Consider the following 24,867-nt stretch of genomic DNA (forward strand, 5'->3'; position numbering starts at 1 on the left):
GGAGGGTTCACGGTTGGGGAATACATTGGTAAAATCTCAGCTTGAGGATGTAAAAAGCTTTTTAGAAACGACAGTGGCTCAGCTAGAAGAATTCATAAATCAGACGACCTATTCTAAGCTGCAAGAAGAAAAGCCTGGTGATGAAACCTATTATAAAGGAGTCCTTTCCAGTTTAAGAAGATTGCTCGTCAGTTGTGAAGAGGGCTTGGAAGCTTGTCAAATCGTTCTTAAAAATGATGTCTTTAATAAAGCGGCAGCTGAAAAGACTCTTTATAGGGTATATCATCAATGTATCGAAGAATACTTTTCCCCAAAATCGGATCGTTGGTTTGAGGACAGCAGATCTGCATATACAGGAAAAAACTCGATTAAATTTCACCAAAGTGTACCCGACAGCATAATATCCATTCTGAAGGTAGTAGAAAGTGGATTCCAGACCATGCGTGAAGAATTGGAGTTTTATGAAACGGATTACCGAACGAAAATGTTACAGTCATGATATAGAAACAGCAAGGCTTAATAGGCCTTGCTGTTTTTTTATATATAAATGGAATCTCCGCTTAATCGAAACATAAAATACTTTGATGATTTATGTGCCATAAGGTTACAAGGAGGTTGAAAGATGTCTGAAGAAAGAGAGTACGCAAAAGAGGTAAGTGATTGGATTGACGAGATCATGGAATATCTTGAGAAGATCGATATCACAGATTCGAATTTGTTGTCAAATATTGAACGGCTTTCCCAGTGGACCAAAGATTTGGATACGGAAGAAATAGATTATGAAGACATGGTCCTCATTGAAGAAGAGATGACTCGGGTCTACGGGGAAATTGAAGAAATCGCTAGAGATTATGGTATACAGGAAAGGCAATCAGTACCAATTGGGAAGCATACGCTACCGCCGTTACCGTATGCTTATGAAGCGTTGGAACCGACGATTTCAAGGGAAATCATGTACTTGCACCATGATAAGCATCATCAAGCCTATGTCGATGGTCTGAATAAAGCGGAAATGATGATGAAAAAAGCGAGGGAAACGAATGATTATTCCTTGTTGAAACATTGGGAAAAGGAAGCCGCCTTTCATGGTTCGGGTCATTATCTTCATACATTATTTTGGGAAGTGATGATTCCAGGAGGAGGCGGGCAGCCAAAGGGAGACTTACTTAGACAGATAGAACAGGACTTTGGAAGCTTTGCAGCCTTTAAAACTCAGTTTAGTGAAGCGGCCAAACAGGTTGAAGGTGTTGGCTGGGCGATTTTAGTCTGGGTTCCACGTACCCGGCGTCTTGAAATACTTCAATCGGAACTGCATATGGTATTAACCCAGTGGGATACGATTCCAGTCCTTGTTCTGGATGTGTGGGAACATGCTTATTACCTGCAATATAAAAACAATCGGGCAGCTTATGTGGATAAATGGTGGGACGTGGTAAACTGGCCGCAAACAGCTGTAAGGTTCACCGAAGCGAAGAAGCTTATTTGGAAAAAACAATAACGGATAAAATAAAAGAATGACATTGGATAACCAATTCAAAGAGCCGGGCCGTGATGGTTCGGTTTTTTTTGCTGAAATCATGTCGGAAGAATCGTTTAGGGAAAAAATGGCAATGATATAAAGGAATGGCCTTTCAATAAAAAAATTGGATGAAAAAAAGCTATTGATTCTCATTTAAAGTTGATTATTTGATTGAAAAGGGGGCGATAAAACCATTTGAAATAATGAGCTTGATTCTTATTTTTTACTCTTGAAATAACATTGGAAAGGTTTGAAATATGCTATTTTGTAGTGCCATGCCTTTTTAAAATTAATTAATTTATATCAATATAAAAACTGTGACTAATTTGTGAACTTAAAAATTATTAAGGTATATTTATTGACTAGTTTCTATTTAATAATTATTATAAATAGTAGCGTATTAAAAAAAGCTATTGGAGGAATTTATTATGTCATTGATCAATAAACAAGTTGAAGATTTTAAAGTACAAGCTTACCATGCAGGAGAATTCAAAGAAGTTACACTTGAAGATGTTAAAGGAAAATGGGCAGTATTCTTTTTCTACCCAGCTGACTTCTCATTCGTATGTCCAACTGAATTAGCTGACCTTCAAGATAACTATGAAACATTCAAAGAAATTGGTTGTGAAGTTTACTCAGTATCAACAGATACTCATTTCAGCCATAAAGGATGGGCAGATGCTACTGATACAATCGGTAAAATTCAATATCCTATGTTAGCAGACCCAGCAAACGTCTTATCCCGTCAATTCGGTGTTTTGATTGAAGAAGATGGATTAGCTCTACGTGGAACTTTCATCGTAAATCCAGAGGGACAAATTAAAGCATACGAAGTGAATGACTTAGGAATTGGCCGTAATGCTGAAGAACTTGTGAGAAAAGTTCAAGCTGCACAATTCGTAGCAGAACACGGAGATAAAGTTTGCCCAGCTAAATGGACTCCAGGTGAAGCAACGCTAGAACCAAGCCTAGACCTTGTAGGTAAACTTTAATTCTTAATGGGAAAATCCATTACTCCGGTTAATGGACCCATGATTATGATAATGGGGACAATTCGTTTCTGACAAGTATCTAATGACAAAAGGCACTTACCTAAAATAAGTGCCTTTTGTTTTTCAAAATAATCAGTTTAGCACGTATTATTTTTCAGCTAGGAGAACAAATATGAAAAAAATATATGATCTATTAATTATTGGCGGCGGCCCTGCAGGCCTCTCAGCGGGCGTTTATGCAGGAAGAGCCAAATTAAAGACTATAATTCTTGAAAAAGGCACTGGGGGCGGACAAGCCGCAACTACATCTGAAATAGCCAATTATCCTGGAATCCGCCATATTTCAGGCCCGAGATTAGTTGAAGAAATGAAGCTTCAAAATGAAGATTTTGGAGTAGAATTCGCCAAAGCGGATGTAACGGGCGTTGATTTCTCTGGTGAGGTAAAAGTCGTTAAAACTCTTGGTGGAGACTATCATGCACGGGCCGTCATCATTGCAACAGGTGCTACTCCGAGAACTCTAGGATTTCCAGGTGAAGAGGAATTTACCGGGCGTGGTGTAGCATATTGCTCAACCTGTGATGGTGAATTCTTTGAAGGGTTGGAAGTTTTCGTTATCGGGGCAGGATATGCAGCGGCTGAAGAAGCTATCTTCCTGACTCGCTTTGCCACAAAAGTTACCATCATTGCACGGGAATCAAGCTTCTCATGTGCCCCTTCCATTGTTGATAAAGTAATGGCAAATGATAAGATTGAAGTGAAATTTAATACGGAGATCCTTGGGGTGCATGGAGATGGGATGATCCAAAGTGCCCGTTTCATCAACAACGAGACTAAAGAAGAATTTGAATATAAGGCGAAGGAAGAAGACAATACGTTTGGCGTATTCGTATTCATTGGTTATGAGCCGAAAACAGAGATTTTCAATGGCCATATCGAAATGGACCATGCTGGTTACATTCTCACGGATGATGATATGAAAACGAATGTGAAGGGTGTATATGCAGCGGGAGACTTAAGGCCAAAATCCTTGCGCCAGATTATCACAGCTGTATCTGACGGAGCGATTGCTGCAACGGATGCAGGTAAATATATTGAAGAAGAAAAAGATCGCTTAGGCATTAAAGATGAGCCTGAGGTTGAAAAGCCAGCGAAGAAAGAACAGGCCGCAGTCCCAGCAGGAAAGAGCGCTTTATTAAGTGATGCGTTACGTGGCCAATTAAAGGGAATCTTCGGCAAGATGGAGAAAGAAGTAACATTGGTTTCCATCGTCGATGAAAGTTTGCCAAAATCAGTCGAATTGCGCGACTTCTTGTTGGATGTTGCGGAATTAGGCGACAAGCTTCATATTGAGTTATACAACAAAGGGGAAAATGAGGAAATTGAAGAAAAGATCAATGCAGATAAGTTCCCTGTCGTTTCCTTATTAAATTCGAATGGTGAATACAGTGGGGTCAAATACCACGGTGTACCAGGAGGACATGAGTTGAATTCCTTCATTTTGGCTATCTACAACCTGGCTGGACCTGGTCAAGCTTTGGATTCAGCCGTCTTGAGTTCAATTAAAGGAATCAGTAAAAAAGCGAACATCAAAGTGATGGTTTCATTGTCATGTCACTACTGTCCAGACGTTGTAGTGGGCGCACAACGCATTGCTATTGAAAACCCTAACGTTGAAGCTGAAATGGTCGATATAAGCAATTTCCAGGAAATTAAAAAGAAATATAAAGTCATGAGCGTGCCGGCTATGATCATCAATGATGAAGAAGTGGTATTCGGAGCTAAGAAAATTGATGAAATCGCAGCATTGTTAGTATGATAGAACACTAAATCGATAGGGGACTGTCCCCCTATCGATTTTTTTATTGGAAATGACCATTGAAAATCAGAGGATATCATGGGGTTTACATTCTTTTTATTCATAACCCTTGTCCCTTTGCATAAACTTGTACAAAAACAAGTAAAGAGACGAGGGGGCACTCATGCGTTTTCGATATAAAGGGTTATCAAGTCTGTGTATTGTCATTCTCCTGCTGTCTTTTATGGCACCTGTACAAAGCGCCAACGCAAATGTAGCCGTCAGTGCCCACAGCGCGATTTTGATGGATGAGGATAGCGGAAGGGTCATTTATGAAGTGAAAGCTCATGAAAAAAATCGCATAGCAAGTATTACGAAAATAATGACGGCTATCTTGGCTATTGAATCGGGACAAATGGATGAAACAGTAAAGATAAGCAATAATGCCTTCGGGACGGAGGGTTCTTCCCTTTATTTAAAAGAAGGAGAAAAGATTAAGCTTGAAGATTTGGTTTATGGCTTGATGCTGCGTTCAGGTAATGATGCAGCAGTGGCAATCAGCGAAAAGGTGGGTGGAAGCCTGGATGGATTCGTCTGGATGATGAATCAAAAGGCAGAAGAAATCGGTATGAAGAATACCCATTTTTCGAATCCACATGGTCTGGATAATACGGAAAACCATTATTCAACCGCATATGATATGGCTATACTGACTCGTTATGCCATGCAAAATGAAACATATGTAAAGATTGCCGGCACCAAGGAGCACAGAGCCCGTAATTCAACAGAACAATGGGACTATGTCTGGAAGAACAAAAATCGCCTTCTTACACAATTATATGAGTATTGCACAGGTGGGAAAACAGGGTATACCAAACTAGCAAAGCGCACCTTGGTCACGACGGCAACAAAAAATGGGCATGGCCTAATCGCAGTGACATTGAATGGCCCTGATGATTGGAATGATCATATTCAAATGTACGAATCCGCTTTTAAGGATTATAAACCAACGGAAATTTTACCTGAAGGCATGGTAAAAAATATGCAAAACAAAACGTATAAAGGGCATGTTTATATTAAAAATGATTTTTCGTATCCACTCACGAAAGATGAAAGAAAATTGGTCAATGTGAAAATGAAATTGTTGAAACCGCAGAAAGCTTGGAAAGATAAAAGGAAAATACCGGATGTTGTCGGGAGAGCTTCCATCTACCTCGATGGAAAGAAAATAGGTACACGCTCGATTTTTTATGGGGAATCAAAAGAAAGCTTCAAACAACAATCATTCCAATCATCATGGGCTGAGATGTTCGAAGCAGTATTGGGAATCGAACGCAATGGTTAATTACATTTGGGTTGGAATGACTGTGATCGGTATTGTATTTGGCATGATTAATGGGACGATGGATCAGGTGAATGAGGCTCTTTTTGTCAGCGCAAAGGAAGCGGTCACCCTTTGTCTGGGTCTTATGAGCATTCTTGTTTTTTGGTTGGGTTTGATGAAAATAGCGGAGGAATCGGGACTGCTTGATAAACTATCCATCTTGTTCAAGCCATTCATGAGATGGCTGTTCCCTGAAGTTCCTCCTAATCATCCCGCTATGGGGTATATACTATCGAATATGATGGCAAACACATTCGGTCTGGGTAATGCGGCTACGCCACTTGGTATAAAAGCAATGGAGCAGCTAAAGAAACTAAATGGCGGTAAAGCAACGGTCAGTCGATCTATGGTCACTTTTTTAGCGATCAATACCTCGAGCGTAACGTTGATTCCGACGACAGTCATTGCAATCCGCATGAATTACGATGCCCACTCCCCGACGGACATCGTTTTTCCGACTATAATAGCTACGGCCATTTCTGCCGTTGGAGGAGTCGCGATAGATCGATATTTTTATTACAGGAGAAAGAGGAGCGGGAGGGAATAGGATGTTGCACTGGATGACCACTATCTCGATTTGGATGATACCGATTTTGATTCTCTCTATATTACTGTACGGTACATTGAAAAGAGTCCCCACCTATGAAACTTTCGTCGAGGGGGGGAAAGAAGGGATTAACATGTCCTTTTCCCTTATCCCTTTCCTGGTAGGGATGCTTGTTGCCATTTCAGTATTTAGGGCATCAGGGGCATTGGATTTCATTGTACAATCACTAGACCCATTGCTTTCCCTGCTTCATTTTCCGTCAGAGGTTTTACCGCTTGCGATTATTAGACCAATATCAGGCACGGCCGCTTTAGGAATGACCAGTGATCTGATATCGGTTTATGGTCCGGACTCCTTTGTTGGGCGCCTAGCTGCCACGATTCAGGGGAGTACAGACACCACCTTCTATGTATTGACCGTTTATTTTGGAGCAGTCGGAATCAAAAAAATGGGAGATGCCCTTAAGGTCGGCCTTTTGGCAGATTTGGTCGGGATCATAGCAGCTGTTATCGTCGTCACACTGGTTTTCGGAATGAATTAAGAGAGGAAACGGGCAATCCCGTTTCTTTTTTTGTCTTTTTTCTTGAACTATTACTATGCTGGGCAATCATTTTTTATGGGATCAAACTTACATATAAAAGAAACATTTTTTTGAATGGAAAAAAAAGCTATGTTACACTCATTATGGAAACCAAACCATTTAACCATCTCATATTTGGTGTAATAATAAAAGAAAAGCTCTTAATCGCGAAAAACCTTTTGTTTTTGTCACTCTATATGTAATAATTGTATGATTGTGTATGTATAGACACTAACAAACGAATGATTATACTATGGGGTGAAGATAGATGGAACGATTACAAAAGGTGATAGCGCATGCTGGACTGGCTTCCCGTCGGAAAGCAGAAGAGTTGATTTTAGAAGGTAAGGTAAAAGTGAACGGTAAAGTAGTGAAGGAATTAGGTGTGAAGGTGGGTCCTAATGATAAGGTTCAAGTTAATGAAGTCCCGCTTGAAAAAGAAGCTCCTGTTTATTTCTTATTCTATAAACCGCGCGGTGTCATTTCGGCAGTTTCGGATGATAAGAATAGAAAAGTGGTAACGGATTATTTCCCTTACATCAATGAACGGATTTATCCAGTTGGCCGCTTGGATTATGATACTTCCGGTTTGCTGATCTTAACCAATGATGGAGAATTCGCCAATACGTTAATGCATCCGAAGCATGAAGTAGATAAAGTGTATGTGGCAAAAGTGAAAGGGATGCCTTTGCGTGAAAGCTTGAAAAAGTTGGATAAAGGTATCAAGTTGGAGGATGGCAAGACTGCTCCAGCCAGGACTAGAGTATTGTCTACCGACAAAAATAAGGAAACGGCCATTGTTGAAATCACGATACATGAAGGTAGAAACAGACAAGTCCGCCGGATGTTTGAAGCGATTGGTCATCCTGTCATTAAATTGAAGAGGGAACAATATGGATTTTTGACCTTGGACGGTTTAACTGCAGGAGATTCCCGGGAATTGACTCCGCATGAAGTTAAATTAATGCGAACTTTAGCATCGACCGATCCTAAACAACGGAGAATGTAAGAAAGAATTTTTCCTGTATTAATAGGTTGAAACCACTACCCCATTCTTCCCATGGTGGAAGAATAGGTGGTGGAAAACAGTCTGTAAATACAAATTCTTTCATGAAGCAGGAATGAAAGTCACAAAACCTTCGGAAATGTAATTAAAAGGGACCTGGTGGTAGATGGTATAATGGTATGGTTAAATTTGGTGTGGACTTAGGAGGATTTCTATGAATAAAAAGAAGCGACGCCTAATAAGCAGGACCATCATTCTTTTGCTTTTAGGTGCAGCTTTAGTGTTTGCCCTTTATACGAACTTCACTAAAGATAAGAATGAAAGTTTGAGAAAAGGATCCGATGCACCCAATTTCGTTTTGACGGATATGGAAGGTAAAGCGCATAAACTGTCCGATTACAAAGGGAAAGGCGTCTTCCTGAACTTTTGGGGTACATATTGTAAGCCGTGTGAATATGAAATGCCTTATATGCAAAATCAGTATAAAAACTTTAAAGACCAGGGCGTGGAAATATTAGCCGTTAATGTCGGGGAATCTAACTATGCTGTCAATAATTTCATTACAAAGCATGATCTTACCTTTCCTGTCATGATCGACAAAGGCAGGGAAGTGGAAAATGCCTATCGAGTGGATATTTTGCCAGTCACCTTTTTGGTTGATAAAGAAGGTAAAGTGATAGATATCATCACCGGAGCTTTGACAGAAGAGAGCATCCAAAAGCATATGGAGAGAATTAAACCATAATATTGGGGAGTTTTTGACATGAAAGAAGTAAAATGCGATTGTGGTCATGTAAATCCGTTTGGCACAAAAATTTGTGAAAAATGCGGGATGTTGCTTGGTAACGACAAAGAAAACAAGCTTATTGATATGCGATATGAAGGAAGTGCAAGGCGCTCACAAACCTATCAAAAAACGTTCATTGATAAAATATGGAACTTTTTTTCTTCCGTAAAGGTAGGAGTGACGCTCATTGTCCTTGCTTTGGTTGCTTCAGCTATCGGGACGATTTTACCTCAGGAAATGTACATCCCTTCAACCGCGACGCCGGCAGAGCATTATGAACTTGAATACGGCTGGGTCGGAAAGTTGTATTATGAACTCGGATTTCATAATTTGTATAGTTCATGGTGGTATTTGATTATCATTGGCATGCTGGGCATATCACTTTTGATTGCCAGTATCGATCGTTTTTTTCCTTTATATCGATCTTTAAAAAACCAAGGGGTCACTCGTCAAGATGGATTCATGAAACGTCAGCGGATTTATGGAGTGACGAAGCTTGAAGACCAAGATATAAACCTTGAAGAAGTAAAGAGTCGACTAAAAAGGCAGCGTTATCATATACGAGAGGAAAACGGTCATTTACTTGCCGAAAAAGGTCGATTTTCACGTTGGGGACCCTATGTAAATCATATTGGACTTATCATTTTTTTAATTGGAGCATTATTGCGTTCTGTCCCTGGGATGTATATCGACAAAGTCCTTTGGCTAAGGGAAGGCGAGAGAAAAGAAATCCCGGGTACCAATGGCGAATACTATCTCCAGAATAATGAATTTACCTTGGACGTGTATGACAAAGGAAATGAAGAAGATGAACAATACAGTGCCGCAATAGATAAAACAGGTACGATAGTTAAGACCTATCAATCCGATGTCACACTCTATCAACGCAAGGGAGAAACCATACCAGGGGAAAAAGTGGATCTTGAAAAACTTAAAGATTTTAAAATCAAAGTCAATGAACCTCTGAAACAAGATCATTATGCCCTCTACCAAGTAGATTATAAACTGGATGAACTCAGTACGATGGCTTTTAATTTAATGAACAAAAAAACCGAAGAGAAGTTTGGCAGCTTAAAGGTTGATTTGAATGATCCTCAAAAGAAATACGATTTGGGTAAAGGTTATTCTGTTGATTTGATCAGCTATTTCCCCGATTTCGAGTTCGATGAAAAAGGTGAGCCTAGAACGATATCGAAGATTCCGAATAATCCAGCATTTATCTTCAAAATGCATACACCGGACAAGCCAGAGGGTGAAGTCAGTTTTGTAGCCATTAAAAAAAATGTGGAGCCATTAGGGGAAAATACGTATAAAATGGCTTTTAATGGTGTGGAGACCCAAGATGTCACGGCTTTGACCGTTAGGAAGGATTTAACGCTTTGGATCCTTTTCTCAGGTGGAATCATTTTCATGGTGGGTGTGGTCCAAGGTTCGTATTGGAATCACCGGCGTATATGGATTAAGAGGAAAGACGATGAGATATTGATAGCCGGACATACAAATAAAAACTGGCACGGTATTAAAAGAGATATAAAACAAGCGTTAGAATCTACATCTCTTTGCGAACCAACGGATCAACTTGAGGAGGAGAAATCTTCTACAAAGGGGGAAGCTTTAAATGGCTGAAGTAAGCAGTAACTTTTTATATGCAGCTTTCTTATTATATCTTGTCGCTACCTTTTTATTTGGAGGGGCGATAAAGGATAAACGGGGAGCGGAGGAAAAGAAACAAAATAAATGGGCTAAACTGGGCATTTTCACCACCATTCTCGGTTTTGCTGCGCAAATAGGGTATTTCATCACAAGATGGATTGCTGCCGGCCATGCCCCGGTAAGTAACCTGTTCGAATTTACGACCTTTTTCGGAATGATGCTGGTCGGTGCTTTCATTTTAATTTATTTCCTTTATAAAACACCTGCACTTGGGTTATTCGCTTTACCGATTGCGTTATTGATAATCGCATATGCAAGTATGTTCCCTACAGAAATAGCGCCACTTATACCTGCTTTGCAGAGCGATTGGCTTCATATTCATGTGACGACAGCAGCGGCCGGACAGTCGATTCTAGCGATAAGTTTCATTGCAGCCATCATCTATCTGGTTAAATTCGTCGATCAAACACAATCCAGTAAAAGAACGTTCTGGCTAGAATTCATCATGTTCACATTAGTCAGCGCCATTGCTTTTGTCATCATCACTTCAACTTTTTCAGCGATGGATTATAAAGCGAATTTTGATTGGGTCGATAAACACGGTGCGGAGGTTAAACAGGAATTCAACCTGCCTGCTTTAGTGGGTCCCAATGAAGGGAAACTAATTGAGCCGGATCGATTTGAACCGATGGCGAGCATGCCTCCACTGATCAATGCTAAGAAATTGAATACTGTCATTTGGTCAATCGGAATGGGACTCGTCCTTTATGGTCTAATAAGATTGATTGCTCGTAAAAGGGTGGCAGCATTGATAAAACCGATCGTTAAAAATGTGAATTTGAATTTATTGGACGAGATTAGTTATCGTTCAGTTCTTATCGGTTTTCCAATCTTTACACTCGGTGCACTTATTTTTGCAATGATCTGGGCTCAAGTGGCCTGGACAAGATTCTGGGGCTGGGACCCAAAAGAGGTCTGGGCACTCGTTACCTGGTTGTTTTATGCAGCTTTCTTACATCTGCGTATGTCTAAGGGCTGGCAAGGGGAAAAATCAGCTTGGCTTGCCGTCATCGGTTTTGCCATCATGATCTTTAACTTAATATTCGTTAATCTTGTTATTGCTGGTTTGCATTCATATGCTTGATTCTGTATTGTAATAATTAGATGAAGGGGGTCTTTTGATAGAAACGTCGAGGAGATGGCTTATCGATTTTTCTGGAGAATGATCCCTTTTTCTGTCTCTTACTTTAAAAGTGATATAACGGTTTTAGAATAGCCGCTTTGAATTCGTGGGGGAGCAGTTGAAGTCATTTTATTGTGACAATATGGTGAAAAGTTCATAGAACCCATACGAAATTGGCTTTTTAACGTACTTTGGAGGGAAAAATTATTAGTCATGGAAGTATTCATTTTGTAGAATATAAGATAGGAGGCTGATTACATAATGTATAATGCTATTACTATTCTCGTGGTGGATGATGAGGAAAGAATCCGCCGGCTGTTAAAGATGTATTTGGAAAGAGAAGAATATATAATTGATGAAGCTGAAAATGGAGAAGAGGCTTTATCAAAAGCCATTGAAAATGATTATGATTTAATCTTATTGGATATTATGATGCCTGGTAAAGATGGAATAGAAGTTTGCCGTGAGTTAAGGGAGAAGAAAACAACACCTATTATCATGCTGACGGCAAAAGGTGAAGAAGTGAACCGGGTTCAAGGGTTCGAAGTGGGGACCGATGATTATATCGTCAAACCGTTCAGTCCCCGTGAAGTTGTGTTAAGGGTCAAAGCTTTATTGCGGCGTTCTTCAAACACTAGTTACATGCAGACCGAAACGACGGCAAAAGATGTGATTGTCTTCTCGCATTTAACCATTGACAATGATGCCCATCGTGTACTTGCTGATAATAAAGAGGTTTCTTTAACGCCAAAAGAATATGAATTATTATATTTCTTAGCGAAATCCCCAGATAAAGTATTTGATCGGGAGCAACTGTTAAAAGAAGTATGGCACTATGAATTCTTTGGAGACCTTCGAACTGTTGACACGCATGTTAAACGCTTACGTGAAAAATTAAACCGCATATCCGAAAACGCAGCTAAGATGATTGTCACTGTTTGGGGTGTAGGTTACAAGTTCGAAGTCATGAATGACTGATGATGCTATGGGGAAGTGTTGTAGGGAAGCTGTGGGCAACGATTCTATTGCTCGTGTCGTTTGTATTAATCGTATTAACCGTTTTGCTCGTAGAGTTTTTTGAGAATTTCCAAATTGAAAATATTGAAAATGATTTAACCAAAACAGCTGAACAAATCATCAAGGTGACAAATGATCATCAAGGATCTAACACGGATGTTTTACAAATAGCTTCAGAATTAATAGGCAACGAAACGAAGATGATCATTCTAAACGATGACAAAATGATTTTCTCATCCATTGGTGCTACGGAGATTGATATCACTCCGGAATCCATTAAGAATGACTCCGAATTGCTCAAGGTTTTTACGGAAAGAAAGACAGTAAAAAAGGAAATGGCGCTATCCAATGATAAGGGGAACCAGGAATTATCCGCAATTGTAGTAGGGGTTCCGCTTGAACTGAATGGGGAACAGGATGAAGTTTTCTTATTTCAATCGTTGGAATCCATGGAAGAAACGACAAAATCCACTACACAGTTCATTTTATTGGCCGCAGGGATCGCCATTATCTTGACAACGGTTTTTGCTTTCTTTTTATCGACTAGAATCAATGCCCCATTGGTGAAGATGAGGGAAGCCGCCCTAGCCATCGCCCGGGGGAAATTTGATACAAAGGTGCCAATCTTGACACAGGATGAGATCGGTGAGTTGGCCATAGCGTTCAATCAGATGAGAAAGCAACTGAAATTCAATATAAATGCACTTAGCCAGGAAAAAGAACATCTTTCTAGCATTCTTAGCAGTATGGCTGATGGGGTCATTACCTTCAATAAGGATGGCACAATTCTTGAAACGAATCCCCCAGCGGAAAGGTTTCTGCAATCCTGGTACTTTGAAAAAGGCTATAACCGGGAAGATAATGTGAATGTCCCGTTGGTGTTGATGAACCTTTTTGATGAATCAGAGTCCTTCGATAAGGAGCAAATTGGTGAAATTACCTTGCAAGGTCGCGATTGGGGATTGATTGTCAGTCCATTATATACCAATGGCGACAATATCCGGGGAGCGGTGGCCATCATACGGGATATTAGTGATGAAAGACGTATTGACAAACTAAGAACGGATTTCATAGCGAATGTCTCCCATGAGTTAAGAACGCCAATTTCAATGTTGCAAGGGTATAGTGAAGCGATCGTAGATGACATTGCAAGCAGTGAAGAGGAAAAGATGGAAATGGCCCGAATCATCTATGATGAGTCTTTGAGAATGGGACGTTTAGTCAATGATCTACTCGATTTAGCAAGATTGGAATCTGGAAAAATGAATCTTAGCTACGAACGTGTGCCCATTTCTTCCTATTTAATGAGGATTACAAGTAAGTTTTCAGGGCTGGCCAAGGATAAAGGAATTTCAATATCCACGGTTCTTCAAGACGATGAAATCGAATGGCATTTTGATCCTGACCGCATTGAACAGGTTTTGACGAATTTAATTGATAATGCAATTCGACATACTCCTCCAGGAGGGAACATTGATGTCATTCAGAGGACAAGTGATCGAAGAGGTCTGATCATTGATGTGAAAGACTCAGGATCGGGTATTCCCGAAGAAGATTTACTTTTTGTTTTCGAGAGATTTTATAAAGCGGACAAAGCAAGGACCCGCGGCCAGTCTGGTACCGGATTGGGATTGGCAATCGTAAAAAATATCATCAATGCCCATGATGGCTACATTTCGGTAAACAGTTTACCTAATAAAGGGACAACATTCAGTTTTATCCTGCCTCGAATTATGGAAAATGCTGAATGAATAACGGGTAGCTTGCCAGAAAATCTTGTTTCATAAGAAACTGTGAAGACAAAGGCAATTGGATTCATTTCCAACTTGTCTTTGTTTTTTTTTAGGTAGCAAGATAAGAAGTCTTGGATATGTGGAAATTAACGGTACTTTATAATAAGATTAAAGCCAAAGCATGTAACTTTTAAGTAAGAATGACGACTATATTTATGAACGGGTGGGGAAATGATGGATTCCGTTTTCCACGATCTTTATGAAAAATATCATCAGGAAATTTATCAATTTATTTTTTATATGACCAAAAATCGAGAAACGGCAGAGGACCTTGTTCAGGAAGTCTATATCCGAGTTATGAAGGCATATGAACGGTTTGAAGGAAAAAGCAGTGCAAAAACATGGATTTATTCGATTGCAAGAAATGTGACGATTGATTATTTTCGGAAACAAAAAGGGTGGAAGGACAAAATCTTTTCTAACTTTGATTGGGATAGGCAATTGATTATAGATACTCAGCCCATTCCGGAAGAAGTGGCTATCATGAACGATGACATCCAGGATATTTATCGATGCTTAAACAGATGTACCACGAATCAAAGATCCGTCATCATTTTACGATATATTTCTGGCATATCAATAACAGAAACCGCTGAAGTATTGAACTGGAGTGAAAGTAAGGTAAAAACGACCCAACACCGTGCGTTAAAGGCGATCAAAAAGATGATGGAAGATTTATCAGGAAAGGAGGGACACCGCATTGAGAAAATCCCGTTGGAAAGAAAACGAAATTGAAGACATGTTGCGCGAGCTTCCAAAAGTAAAAGATGACCGAAGCAAGGCAGAGGTGTTTGCGAGAATACATGATAAAAAGAGAAAGAAACACTGGTTACCTTTAATTGCGGGCGTTGCCTCCTTATTTTTAATGGTAGTTTTGGCGTCATCAATCATTACTGGAAAAGAAGGAACTACAAGTCAAGAGGACAGCAGCAAGAGTGGAAAATTATCCATTTCTGAAAGTAAGGAAATGTCAGAGTCAAAACAACAGGGTGCAAATATCAATGAAAATACTTCAGAAGATAAACAGGGGAATCAGGAGTTTTTGAGTAAGCAAGCAGAAAGTGAATCTAAAGACGAGGTTTCACAAATAGAACCTTTTAAAAAGGACAAGGAAAAGACCTTCGCACATGCGATTTATCAGGACGACCTAAAAAATGAATCGACCATTACCATTGGTGTTCCAGATGATCACATGAAAGTCATCGTTCCCATTTCTATCAAACTCAATCACTTTGATAGAACAGAAACACTTAATCAGTTAGTGAATCAAATGTCCGATATCGATGAAGAGCAATATGGGCTATCTGACTATTTTCCACTTGATATAAAAATTAGCCAAGGTAACGATATGACCACGGCTCATATTGAGTTTCAAGAAGACAGCCAATTATTGGATGATGATGCACTGTTTCTCCATTCGATGGAAGAAACGTTTTCCTATAACAATATAGAGAGGATGACTTTTGCTACAGATGGTAAGCAAGGTGCAATGTTTTTACATGCGGGATTTTTAAAGGAGCAGGCAGTACCTCAACAAAAAAATCGCACATACCTTCTTTATCAAAGAGATGAATACTCTCCACGGTTGCTTGTTCCAAGCAATAGGGATTATCAGGATTTTGAGGAAGCCCTTCAAGCGGGAAAAGGGGAGCAGGATATAGAGGGAATAGCACCTGCAATCCCGGAAGACATGAATTGGGACAATATAAATTCAGAGGGAGGCCTTGTGACCATTCAATTATCAGAGCATGCGGCTATTGAAAATAATGAGGAATCTCTTCAAGCTTTAGAAGCCATACTCTTCATTGCTAAGGATTTTGGTTTTAAAAAAGTCAAGTTTGAAAACGCTCCTATTGAAAAGGTGGGCCATCTGAATTTAACTGACGACATAGTAGTGCCTAAAGCACCGAACCAAGTGAATTGATGCAGGGACAGGGGCTAAATGATGAGGAGCCGTGCCGTATTTGTTCAGAAAAAAGGATTGGAGTTAAAAACACACCCTAATAATTGTGTGCAAACAGAAAAGTGCCCTCTTCAAGCGGGCACTTTTTCTTCTTATAATGAAATGCGGGCCAAGAATGTAACTTCTTCTGTTTCCATTAAAAATTGCTTCATGTTGTCTTCTAATGGTTTATCAAAGCTTAAAACCATGATGGCTTCCCCGCCAGCTTCTTTTCGACCGACCTGCATGGCGGCAATGTTCACACCATGATCTCCAAGGACCTTACCTACGTTACCGATTACACCAGGTTTATCGGTATGCTGGATATATAGTAAATTTTCTTCCGGTTGAAAGTCGATTTTGAAGCCATTCAAACTTACAATTCGAGAACCGTAATTTGCGATATACGTTCCACTGATTGTTAATTCACGGTTATCACCTTTTACCTTAAGGCTGATCAGGTTAGAGTAACCTAAAGAATCCGAAGAGATTTTTTCCCCAACTGTGATGCCACGCTCTTTTGCGACCAGCAAGGCATTAACCTCATTAACGGATGCATCAACTCTTGATTTGAAGAAACCTGAGATTAAACTTTTTGTCAAAATCGCTGTATCGAAGTCCAATGATTCTCCTGCATACGTAACAGATATTTCCTGAATTCCTTCTTTCATGCACTGAGAAGCAATGGATCCCATTTGTTGGACGAGTTGATAGAAAGGTTGAACCTTTTCAAACACTTCTTTAGAAATGGCTGGAAGGTTGATAGAACTCGAGACTGGATTTCCCTCGAAATAGGTCAGAACTTCTTGTGCGACCTGTACGGCTACGTTTAATTGGGCTTCTTTTGTAGATGCACCTAAATGAGGTGTAGCAATGACACTATCCAGTTCAAGCAGTTTATGGCCAAGTGGAGGTTCTTCGACGAAAACGTCCAGTGCAGCCCCTGCTACATGACCTGCAACTATCATTTCATATAAATCATCCTCATCTAGAATTCCACCGCGGGCACAGTTCAGGACATATACGCCTTTTTTACAGGTAAGCAGTTTTTCTTTATTGATTAATCCCCTAGTTTCATTCGTTAAAGGTGTATGTACAGTAATGATGTCTGCTTTAGGAAGCAAATCATCCAAGGGGAGGGATGTTACGGACATTTTCTTGGCACGATCAGCAGTTAGGAACGGATCATATACAATGACATCCATACCAAACACTTTAGCACGTTTGGCAATTTCCCCTCCGATACGGCCAAACCCAATAATTCCTAACGTTTTACCGCGAAGTTCCGTTCCTGTGTATGAAGATCGTTTCCACTCCCCATTCTTCAGAGAAGCATAAGCTTGCGGAATATGACGCATTAACGAAGCCATCATGGCAAATGTATGTTCAGCTGTTGAAATGGTATTGCCGTCAGGTGCATTAACTACGACGATTCCGCGTTTTGTCGCAGCAGGGATGTCTATGTTATCGACGCCGACACCAGCCCGTGCAATAATCTTCAACTGTGGCATACGGTTCATTAAGTCTTCCGTAACCTTCGTTGCACTTCTTACAAGTATTGCATCAATCTGATCAAGTTCGCTTGCCGCTTCCTCTACTGTCTTCTGAATAAGAAGAATATTGGATGCCTCTGATAGCGGTCCGAGTCCTTCTGGTTTGATAGCATCTGCCACTAAAATCCGATACACGTTAAACACCTTCCTAGGTAAATAATTATCTTAAATTTCAGTTAATTTTACAATTGAACGGTTGATTATGTCAATTTGGCATTTCTTGATGTAAGCGCTTAAAACAAAGATTAATATTGGTATTGTTTGATCAAGACCGCAGTATTAATGACTTTATCATTAATTGCCTAAAAAAGAAAAAAATTTGATTATTTAAAATTGTCATGTAAGGACATCAACTTTTGAAAATCCTTTATTCGTTTAATGTCGGTTCCAAATGACAAGCGATATTCATGCTAAATTAATCATCCAAGAAAAAATGCTATTCAAAAAAAAGAATTTCAGATATAATGGGAAATGTAAACAAAATTTTATAGGTCTATCTTCGGGGCGGGGCGCAATTCCCCACCGGCGGTGATGAAGAAAATCTTCTTCTTAGCCCGCGAGCCTTACGGGGCAGGATTTGGTGTGATTCCAAAGCCGACAGTATAGTCTGGATGGGAGAAGATGGAGGTTCCTGAGTGCGTTTCAACAGTCATATGCTGAACGTTTGTTTGATGTAACCTTTAATTAATCCCTTTAATTCAATCGGAATTAAAGGGTTTTTTATTGAACATCAACATGATGAAGGAACACTAACCTCTTTTTCAGGTAGATCGGAAAAGAAGGAGAGAGAGCTATGAAAAAGAACAAAGTTAAAAAAACGGTCACGCTGGCCATGATGGGGAGCATTTCTTATCTATTGATGCTTTTGAATTTCCCGTTTCCAGGATTTCCACCTTTTCTGAATGTTGATTTTAGTGACATTCCAGCACTGATGGCGGCTTTGATTTTCGGTCCGATGGCAGGAATCCTAGTTGAATTCCTTAAAAATCTATTGGATTTAGTCATGACAGGTACCCTGACTGCTGTACCAGTTGGGCATATTGCTAACTTTATAGCAGGAGTACTGTTCGTTTTGCCTACTTACTACGTATTTAAAAAAATCAATTCCAAAAAAGGTATGACGTTCGCTTTACTTGCGGGTACAGTTTCAATGGCGGTAGTTATGAGTGTTTTAAACTATTTTGTCTTTTTACCGGCATATACCTTCTTTATGGGATGGGATGCAATGTCGGCGCCCGAATCAAGAAAGTTCGTAACGACGGCAATTTTACCTTTCAACGTGATTAAAGGCGTGCTTATCACTTCTGTATTCATGCTGTTGTTCATTAAATTGCAGACATGGATCAATAAGCAAACATTATATAAAAATGCTTAATGGCATAGACGATGATACAAAAAAGCCGGATATTCATATCCGGTCAGACTGTAGACAAAAAGGTTTCGGAATGGTCTCATTCCGAAACCTTTTTGATTTTTTATTGGATTAGAATATGGAGTGTCACCACTTTCTGTAGGTCTTACTTTCGGTACACTGTGATAAAAATCTTACGAACCAAATTGATTGGAAAGGGTGTACGAGACTCCTGCAGGAATAGTACGTCCAAGGGAGACCTCGCAGGCGCAAAGAGCACCGAGGAGGCTCCCGGACCGCCCGCGGAAAGCGAGTGCCTGGAGTGAACCGCAATATTCAAGTTTTATAAACCCTCAAAGAAGAATAGGCAAAAGGAGCTCTATCTAACTGTTAAAACCAAGTTGATAGGAAAGGGTGTGCGAGACACCAGCGGGAATAGTGCGTCCAAGGGAGACCCCTCAGGCGCAAAGAGCGCCGAGGAGGCTCCCGGACCGCCCGCGGAAAGCGAGTGCCCTACGTTCCAATCAACGGTCAAATGCAAAAAGCCTAAAAAAACTATAGTTAAACTCAATTATTATCGAGTTTGTCTGCAGTCAGCCTGGATATTAGCCAAAAGAAAAAGCCATTCTCGATTGAAAATGGCTTGCCTTTTTATTCGTATTTTAGTGCATCTCCGTCAAATGACTCGTCAGCAACTTTAATAGAATCCGTAGGGCATCCTTCAAATGCGTCCATCATGTCATCTATAAGTACGTCTGGAATTTCAACGATTCCTTCGTTATCGTCAAGGGTAACAAATGCAATCCCTTCGTCATCATAATCATATATATCTGGTGCTGCTGCTCCGCAAGCTCCGCATGCGATGCATGTTTCTTTATCCACAATAGTAAATTTAGCCATGAATATATAACCCCTCCTAAGTTGTTTAACAACTGATAATCTTTTTATTTCAGATTATTATCTCTTTCTTATTGTAAGACCGAATGCCAAACTTTTCAATAGAAATTGTATTGATAATAACTATCAAGAAGCGAATTGTCAATGAAAAACATTGGAATAATTAACTCGATTCTTGCCTTGGTTCGTCATTTAGTCACAAATTCTTCCTTGTATTCATCAATAATAACGGCGGTTTTTGCAGTTTTTTGATACAATGGGAGTAATGGATAAATGAAACAAGGATGTGAGTCCCATGAATAATTATCTACAGGCAATCATTCTATATGCGATAAAAAAATTTCAAGGCGAACGTTCCATTTATGCTATTTACCATATGCTGCAGGGGAAGAAGTCGTCACAAACGATTCAGGATGCCCATTTATTCGGATTAACGAATATATTCGGGACAATACCCCGTTTTACCCGTCAGCAATTGAATCAAAACATTGAATGGTTCCTTAAACATGACTTCATTAAACTAATGGATAAAACCGATGCTTATGAAATTAGTGTACAAGGTGAGAAAATGTTAGTTAGTTACTTAGAAAACAACCCATTTCCAACGTATTTAAATGGTTGGAAGTATCAAAATATCACCCCTGTATTCTGGGGGAGGTTAAACTTACTCATTCAAACCATATCCCATATTGTCCACAATGAAAGACGTTTTTATCCGATACAACAAAATCCTAAAATCCAACATTTCGTTAAGGAATTCTTACATACCAATCGTCAGGACCGAGTGTTGATAGCAACTCATCTATTTGAAGAATTGATATCGCTTTTAGAACGGCAAAGCGACCTGAAAAGAGACATTCTCATTTTGAAATTAACTGGGGTAAACAGGATTGGACATACGTTTGAACAGATTGCAAAAAGGAAAGATGTAGAAGAAGAATATGTTCGCTTTATGTTTCTTGACTCTCTGCATCAAATGCTTGCAGATACGGAAATGAGCACGGATTATCCTCTTTTAGCCACGTTAATATACGATTGGAAAAGGAGTGGGAATCCCCATTTGACACAATCTACACAAACGACTTTACGATACATCCAGGAAGGGAAAAACATGTGGGAAATAGCTGAAATCCGCCGATTGAAAGTAAATACCATAGAAGACCATCTCGTCGAAATTGTCCTTTCGGATAATAGTTTTCCAATTGCCGATTATGTGTCGATCGAGGATGAAAGTAAAATTGCTGCAGCGATCAAGGAACTTGGTACGAAAAAGCTTAAAGCAATCAAACAAATGGTCGATAATAAACAGATAAGCTTTTTCCAAATACGGCTTGTGCTCGCGAAACTAGGTGATGGATGATGAATATAGAAGCTGTCCTAAAAGAAAAATTCGGATTTGATGAATTCCGTCCTGGGCAAAAAGAAGTGATTGAATCATTGATGTCCGGTCGTCACACATTAGGGATGCTACCCACCGGATCCGGTAAATCATTATGTTATCAGTTGCCCGCTTACCTTATAAATAAGACTGTCTTAATTGTCTCTCCATTACTATCTTTAATGCAGGATCAGGCAGATCAGTTGAAAATGAGTGGAGAAAAAAGTGTATTGACCCTCAATTCTTTTTTGACGCTAAATCAAAAAAGAAGTGCGTTCGAACGGTTACATAGTTATCGGTTTATCTTTTTATCTCCTGAAATGCTCAGCCTGGAGGGCGTGATAAAATCCTTGAAATCCATAGATATAGGTTTGTTCGTCATTGATGAGGCGCACTGCATCTCACAATGGGGATATGATTTCCGTCCAGATTATTTGAATTTAGGTGAAGTGAGGCGTGAACTGAACGATCCGCTAACGCTTGCCCTGACGGCAACTGCTACCATTGAAGTCCGCAGGGACATCGTTGGTAAACTCAACCTTGGCCAAGTCAATGAAACCGTGTCATCCGTTGATCGGGAAAATATTGGGATACTTGTTGAACGCATGTTCAGCTACGATGAAAAGCAATCCCGTGTACTTGAACTTGTCAGGAAATTCACAGGGAGTGGAATTATTTATTTTTCATCAAAAAAAGTAGCGGAAGCAGTCACTCGGTTTTTACAGGAAAATGGGGTGGATAGTGTCAATTATTATCACGGTGGCATGGAACAGGAACAAAGGATGCTCATCCAGCAGCAGTTCATTTCCGGTCAGTTGAAAATAATTTGTGCAACGAGTGCCTTTGGCATGGGTGTAAACAAATCGGATGTCAGATATGTTATCCATTTTCATATGCCGTCCACGATGGAAGCATATCTTCAGGAAATAGGCAGGGCGGGGCGAGATCGGAAGCAAAGTGTTGCTGTTTTATTATATAGTGATGGGGATGAAGGGCTTCCCATGCATTTGATGGAACAACAATTACCTACGGATATGCAAATAGAGGGGGTTTGTTCGTTCCTAAATGATTCACAAAAGATTCTGGAGAACTTGACTCCATCTGAAAAAGAACAGCTATCTCTAACTTTTTCTTTGAACGAAATCCAACTTCGTTTTTTTACTCAGCTTATTAAAGGAACGAATAACCCTTTACATCAAGTCGCAGAGATGAAAGAGTATTGCCATAAGAGGAAGGCCGCGAATCAAGGAAAACTGCATAAATTCCTCCAATGGATCGATGCACAGGATTGTCGCAGGTTAGGGATAATGGACTACTTTGCGGAAAAGCAACAAGAAGTGAACCCCATCTGCTGTGATTACTGTGGGATGGATGCGGATAAAATGGTCGATGTATGGCCTGAAGTTAAGGTGGATCACGTTAATTCTTATTCAACGTGGAAAAAGGAATTGGCTTTTATCTTATTAAAGAAGGAAACTGGGAATGAAAAATAAGCAAGCTGAATTGATTAAACAACTAACAGATAAACAGTTGCTATATAATTTGTTTCTTACACAAATTATTCTCTTAACGTTAGCCGTTTTTTTAGGTATTATTTTATTTAAAGAACGTTCTGCTTTTTTCGACTTATTTATCTTTGATGACCTTAACATTTTGCTGATTGGCATTCCTGCTGGAATCGTCGTTGTGTTAATTGACATTTTATTGATGAAAGTGACACCATCTTCCTATCAGGATGATGGAGGTATTAACGAACGCATTTTCAGTCATTTATCTTACACGATGATATTTGTCGTTGCTTTAGTGGTAGCGATAAGTGAAGAAGTATTATTTCGAGGAGTTTTGCAAACACATTTTGGTTTACTTTGGACGAGCATCATTTTTGCAGCCGTCCATTATCGTTACCTTTTTAATTGGTTTTTATTTTTAAATGTTTTGGTTTTGAGCTTCTTTATCGGTTTGCTATTTGAATGGACCAATAATATCATGGTGACGATTACGGCCCATTTTTTGATTGACTTCATCCTTGGTATTATAATTAGGAGCAAAAAGCAAACAGGGTTGAGCAAGAAAGGGGGTGACTTGTATGAGTCAAGTACAAAAGAATGAAAAAGAAAACGATCAGGCTGGTGAACTTGGTTCGCGAATAGAACGTCATAAGGCTAAGTCATCACTGCCCAAGCGTAGCAAAATCCACAAAAATAAAAAGAAAAAAAGTAAAGCGAAGATTAAGTTTCCAATCATACAATTTTTATCGTTGTTTTTTATTTTGCTTCCGATAGGATTTTACGGCCTTAATACATATTTTCAGGATAGACCTGTACGTGTTACAAATAGTGACCAAGTCGTCGTTAATAACAATGAGGAGGAGGTTACAGAAACGATTCCAACTACAGCAACAGCAGATGATTTAAAAGATAATAAAGAAAAAGACTCGGAAAAAGCCGTAGCGGAGAAAGAAAAGGAAGAAGCGAAGGCTAAAGCTGAGGAAGAAGAAAAGCGCAAGCAAGAGGAACAAGCTAAGAAAAAGGACGAAGAAAAAGCTAAGGCCCAGCAAGAAGCCGAAGAAAAGGCTAAGGCCCAGCAAGAAGCTGAAGAAAGGGCTAAGGCCCAGCAAATAGCTGACGAAAAAGCTAAGAAGGAAGCAGCCGAAAAGAAAAAGGCAGCTGAAATTCAAGCCGCAAAACCGGATAAGGATGAATACAAGGTTGTTTTACATACTGTTCAATCGGAAGAAACACTCTTCCGCATTTCCATGAATTACTACAAATCACAGGAAGGCATTGCTTTGATTAGGGAGTGGAATGGCCTTAAGGGCAATGAAATTTCCAATGGTCAGGTTTTGAAAATTCCGATTAAGAAATGATGATGGCACCCTGTCTTTATAAGGCAGGGTGTTTTTCCAATTTGAAGCCAAACATGACAGGTACTTTATCATTTTTTCCTGGACAGCTTCATATCATGACTTGAAAGAGTAGAGGAGGAAAAAGAATGGAATCGACAATCATTTTATTAGATGAAAAAACGGACCAAGCAACAAAACAAATGCTGCAGAATGTCGTGGATCGAAAAAAAAAGTTCGAGGCTCTTAAAAAGAAGCATCTTCAAAGTTTGTGGGCGACAATGATTGTTGCTGCTCTTTTTTTGGTTTACCTTTATTTTTATATTGTTGTACCTTATTCATATTCCTTTTTCAGCATGTTTAGTGTTTTCGTCGACCATTTCAGCCATTTTCTTTTTTTGGCGGCAGCTATAGGTCTATATGGATATATGATTTTAATTAAAAAGAAGCTCGATAAAGCTGAAAAGGAGTTTCAGCTGCTACGCTGTGAAATCATTAATAAAAGCAAGCAGTTATGGGAAAAAGAGGAAGAATGGAAAAGTCGTCATAAGGTTTTTGAAATGATGAAGAAGAATTATGATATAAACTTATATCATGAAAATAAATGATTGATCACGTTAACATATATTTAATTGCGGGTAATAT

At 39.5% G+C, this 24,867-nt stretch carries 23 protein-coding genes and 1 riboswitch; of the genes, 21 read left to right on the forward strand and 2 right to left on the reverse strand.

The genetic code is table 11. The annotated features are described in order from the left end of the window. Window positions 1–13 precede the first annotated feature (13 nt). The 15 genes from LQ203_RS07270 to LQ203_RS07340 all read left to right on the forward strand — a co-directional run bounded on the left by LQ203_RS07270 (window position 14) and on the right by LQ203_RS07340 (window position 16,183). Window positions 14–499 (forward strand): YpuI family protein, encoded by a 486-nt coding sequence (locus LQ203_RS07270; protein WP_230156901.1) that lies wholly within the window; start codon window positions 14–16, stop codon window positions 497–499. 123 nt (window positions 500–622) lie between these two features. Further along, window positions 623–1,498, forward strand: a complete 876-nt coding sequence (locus tag LQ203_RS07275) for a superoxide dismutase (protein WP_230156902.1) — start codon at window positions 623–625, stop codon at window positions 1,496–1,498. 449 nt (window positions 1,499–1,947) lie between these two features. Next, window positions 1,948–2,511, forward strand: coding sequence for an alkyl hydroperoxide reductase subunit C (gene ahpC, locus LQ203_RS07280; protein ID WP_057217417.1), 564 nt, complete (start codon window positions 1,948–1,950; stop codon window positions 2,509–2,511). A 172-nt stretch (window positions 2,512–2,683) separates the two neighbouring features. Continuing rightward, window positions 2,684–4,330: an FAD-dependent oxidoreductase gene (locus tag LQ203_RS07285; RefSeq protein WP_230156903.1), complete on the forward strand. Its 1,647-nt coding sequence runs from the start codon at window positions 2,684–2,686 to the stop codon at window positions 4,328–4,330. Window positions 4,331–4,493: 163 nt separating this feature from the next. Further along, the gene (locus LQ203_RS07290; protein ID WP_230156904.1) at window positions 4,494–5,654 is read left to right on the forward strand and encodes a D-alanyl-D-alanine carboxypeptidase family protein; all 1,161 of its coding nucleotides are present in this window, start codon (window positions 4,494–4,496) and stop codon (window positions 5,652–5,654) included. Further along, window positions 5,647–6,240: a nucleoside recognition domain-containing protein gene (locus LQ203_RS07295; RefSeq protein WP_230156905.1), complete on the forward strand. Its 594-nt coding sequence runs from the start codon at window positions 5,647–5,649 to the stop codon at window positions 6,238–6,240. Before LQ203_RS07290 ends, LQ203_RS07295 begins: the two co-directional genes overlap by 8 nt. Before the next feature lie 4 nt (window positions 6,241–6,244). Then, window positions 6,245–6,781 (forward strand): spore maturation protein, encoded by a 537-nt coding sequence (locus LQ203_RS07300; RefSeq protein ID WP_290370543.1) that lies wholly within the window; start codon window positions 6,245–6,247, stop codon window positions 6,779–6,781. A gap of 307 nt (window positions 6,782–7,088) precedes the next feature. After that, on the forward strand, window positions 7,089–7,829 hold the full coding sequence (locus LQ203_RS07305; protein WP_230156907.1) for a pseudouridine synthase: 741 nt from the start codon (window positions 7,089–7,091) through the stop codon (window positions 7,827–7,829). Window positions 7,830–8,040: 211 nt separating this feature from the next. Continuing rightward, window positions 8,041–8,571 carry a thiol-disulfide oxidoreductase ResA gene (gene resA / locus LQ203_RS07310; RefSeq protein ID WP_230156908.1) on the forward strand — a complete coding sequence of 177 codons (531 nt, stop codon included), beginning with the start codon at window positions 8,041–8,043 and terminating at the stop codon, window positions 8,569–8,571. Window positions 8,572–8,589: 18 nt separating this feature from the next. Then, on the forward strand, window positions 8,590–10,239 hold the full coding sequence (locus tag LQ203_RS07315; protein ID WP_230156909.1) for a cytochrome c biogenesis protein ResB: 1,650 nt from the start codon (window positions 8,590–8,592) through the stop codon (window positions 10,237–10,239). Continuing rightward, window positions 10,232–11,410 (forward strand): c-type cytochrome biogenesis protein CcsB, encoded by a 1,179-nt coding sequence (ccsB, locus tag LQ203_RS07320; protein WP_230156910.1) that lies wholly within the window; start codon window positions 10,232–10,234, stop codon window positions 11,408–11,410. Before LQ203_RS07315 ends, ccsB begins: the two co-directional genes overlap by 8 nt. Window positions 11,411–11,710: 300 nt before the next feature. Continuing rightward, entirely contained in the window at window positions 11,711–12,427 is a 717-nt protein-coding gene (locus LQ203_RS07325) for a response regulator transcription factor (protein ID WP_230156911.1), read from the forward strand. Further along, complete coding sequence (locus LQ203_RS07330; protein WP_230156912.1) at window positions 12,427–14,217, forward strand: ATP-binding protein; 1,791 nt, start codon at window positions 12,427–12,429, stop codon at window positions 14,215–14,217. Before LQ203_RS07325 ends, LQ203_RS07330 begins: the two co-directional genes overlap by 1 nt. A gap of 216 nt (window positions 14,218–14,433) precedes the next feature. Then, window positions 14,434–14,994, forward strand: coding sequence for an RNA polymerase sigma factor SigX (gene sigX, locus LQ203_RS07335; RefSeq protein ID WP_230156913.1), 561 nt, complete (start codon window positions 14,434–14,436; stop codon window positions 14,992–14,994). Continuing rightward, window positions 14,960–16,183 (forward strand): hypothetical protein, encoded by a 1,224-nt coding sequence (locus LQ203_RS07340; protein WP_230156914.1) that lies wholly within the window; start codon window positions 14,960–14,962, stop codon window positions 16,181–16,183. Before sigX ends, LQ203_RS07340 begins: the two co-directional genes overlap by 35 nt. Window positions 16,184–16,314: 131 nt before the next feature. Here the strand turns inward: LQ203_RS07340 and serA are convergent, their stop codons facing one another. Continuing rightward, window positions 16,315–17,889 carry a phosphoglycerate dehydrogenase gene (gene serA, locus LQ203_RS07345; protein WP_230156916.1) on the reverse strand — a complete coding sequence of 525 codons (1,575 nt, stop codon included), beginning with the start codon at window positions 17,887–17,889 and terminating at the stop codon, window positions 16,315–16,317. A gap of 356 nt (window positions 17,890–18,245) precedes the next feature. Beyond that, window positions 18,246–18,381: riboswitch (FMN riboswitch) on the forward strand. 166 nt (window positions 18,382–18,547) lie between these two features. Here serA and LQ203_RS07350 point away from each other — a divergent pair. After that, a complete protein-coding gene (locus LQ203_RS07350) occupies window positions 18,548–19,129 on the forward strand; it encodes an ECF transporter S component (RefSeq protein ID WP_230156918.1) in 582 nt (193 codons plus the stop codon). A 627-nt stretch (window positions 19,130–19,756) separates the two neighbouring features. Here LQ203_RS07350 and LQ203_RS07355 read toward each other — a convergent pair. After that, a complete protein-coding gene (locus tag LQ203_RS07355; protein WP_230156920.1) occupies window positions 19,757–20,005 on the reverse strand; it encodes a ferredoxin in 249 nt (82 codons plus the stop codon). A 292-nt stretch (window positions 20,006–20,297) separates the two neighbouring features. On the opposite strand from LQ203_RS07355, the gene LQ203_RS07360 reads away from it, so the two are divergent. From LQ203_RS07360 to LQ203_RS07380, 5 genes are all read left to right on the forward strand, one after another. Next, window positions 20,298–21,362, forward strand: a complete 1,065-nt coding sequence (locus tag LQ203_RS07360; protein WP_230156922.1) for a helix-turn-helix domain-containing protein — start codon at window positions 20,298–20,300, stop codon at window positions 21,360–21,362. Then, window positions 21,362–22,873 (forward strand): ATP-dependent DNA helicase RecQ, encoded by a 1,512-nt coding sequence (locus LQ203_RS07365; RefSeq protein WP_230156924.1) that lies wholly within the window; start codon window positions 21,362–21,364, stop codon window positions 22,871–22,873. Before LQ203_RS07360 ends, LQ203_RS07365 begins: the two co-directional genes overlap by 1 nt. Then, the gene (locus LQ203_RS07370; RefSeq protein ID WP_230156926.1) at window positions 22,863–23,489 is read left to right on the forward strand and encodes a type II CAAX endopeptidase family protein; all 627 of its coding nucleotides are present in this window, start codon (window positions 22,863–22,865) and stop codon (window positions 23,487–23,489) included. Before LQ203_RS07365 ends, LQ203_RS07370 begins: the two co-directional genes overlap by 11 nt. After that, complete coding sequence (locus LQ203_RS07375) at window positions 23,467–24,246, forward strand: LysM peptidoglycan-binding domain-containing protein (RefSeq protein WP_230156928.1); 780 nt, start codon at window positions 23,467–23,469, stop codon at window positions 24,244–24,246. Before LQ203_RS07370 ends, LQ203_RS07375 begins: the two co-directional genes overlap by 23 nt. Window positions 24,247–24,371: 125 nt before the next feature. Then, window positions 24,372–24,830, forward strand: a complete 459-nt coding sequence (locus tag LQ203_RS07380) for a YpbF family protein (protein WP_230156930.1) — start codon at window positions 24,372–24,374, stop codon at window positions 24,828–24,830. Window positions 24,831–24,867 lie beyond the last annotated feature (37 nt).

Origin of the sequence: Peribacillus sp. Bi96, assembly GCF_918698115.1 — a bacterium.
In the GTDB taxonomy this organism is placed as follows: domain Bacteria; phylum Bacillota; class Bacilli; order Bacillales; family DSM-1321; genus Peribacillus.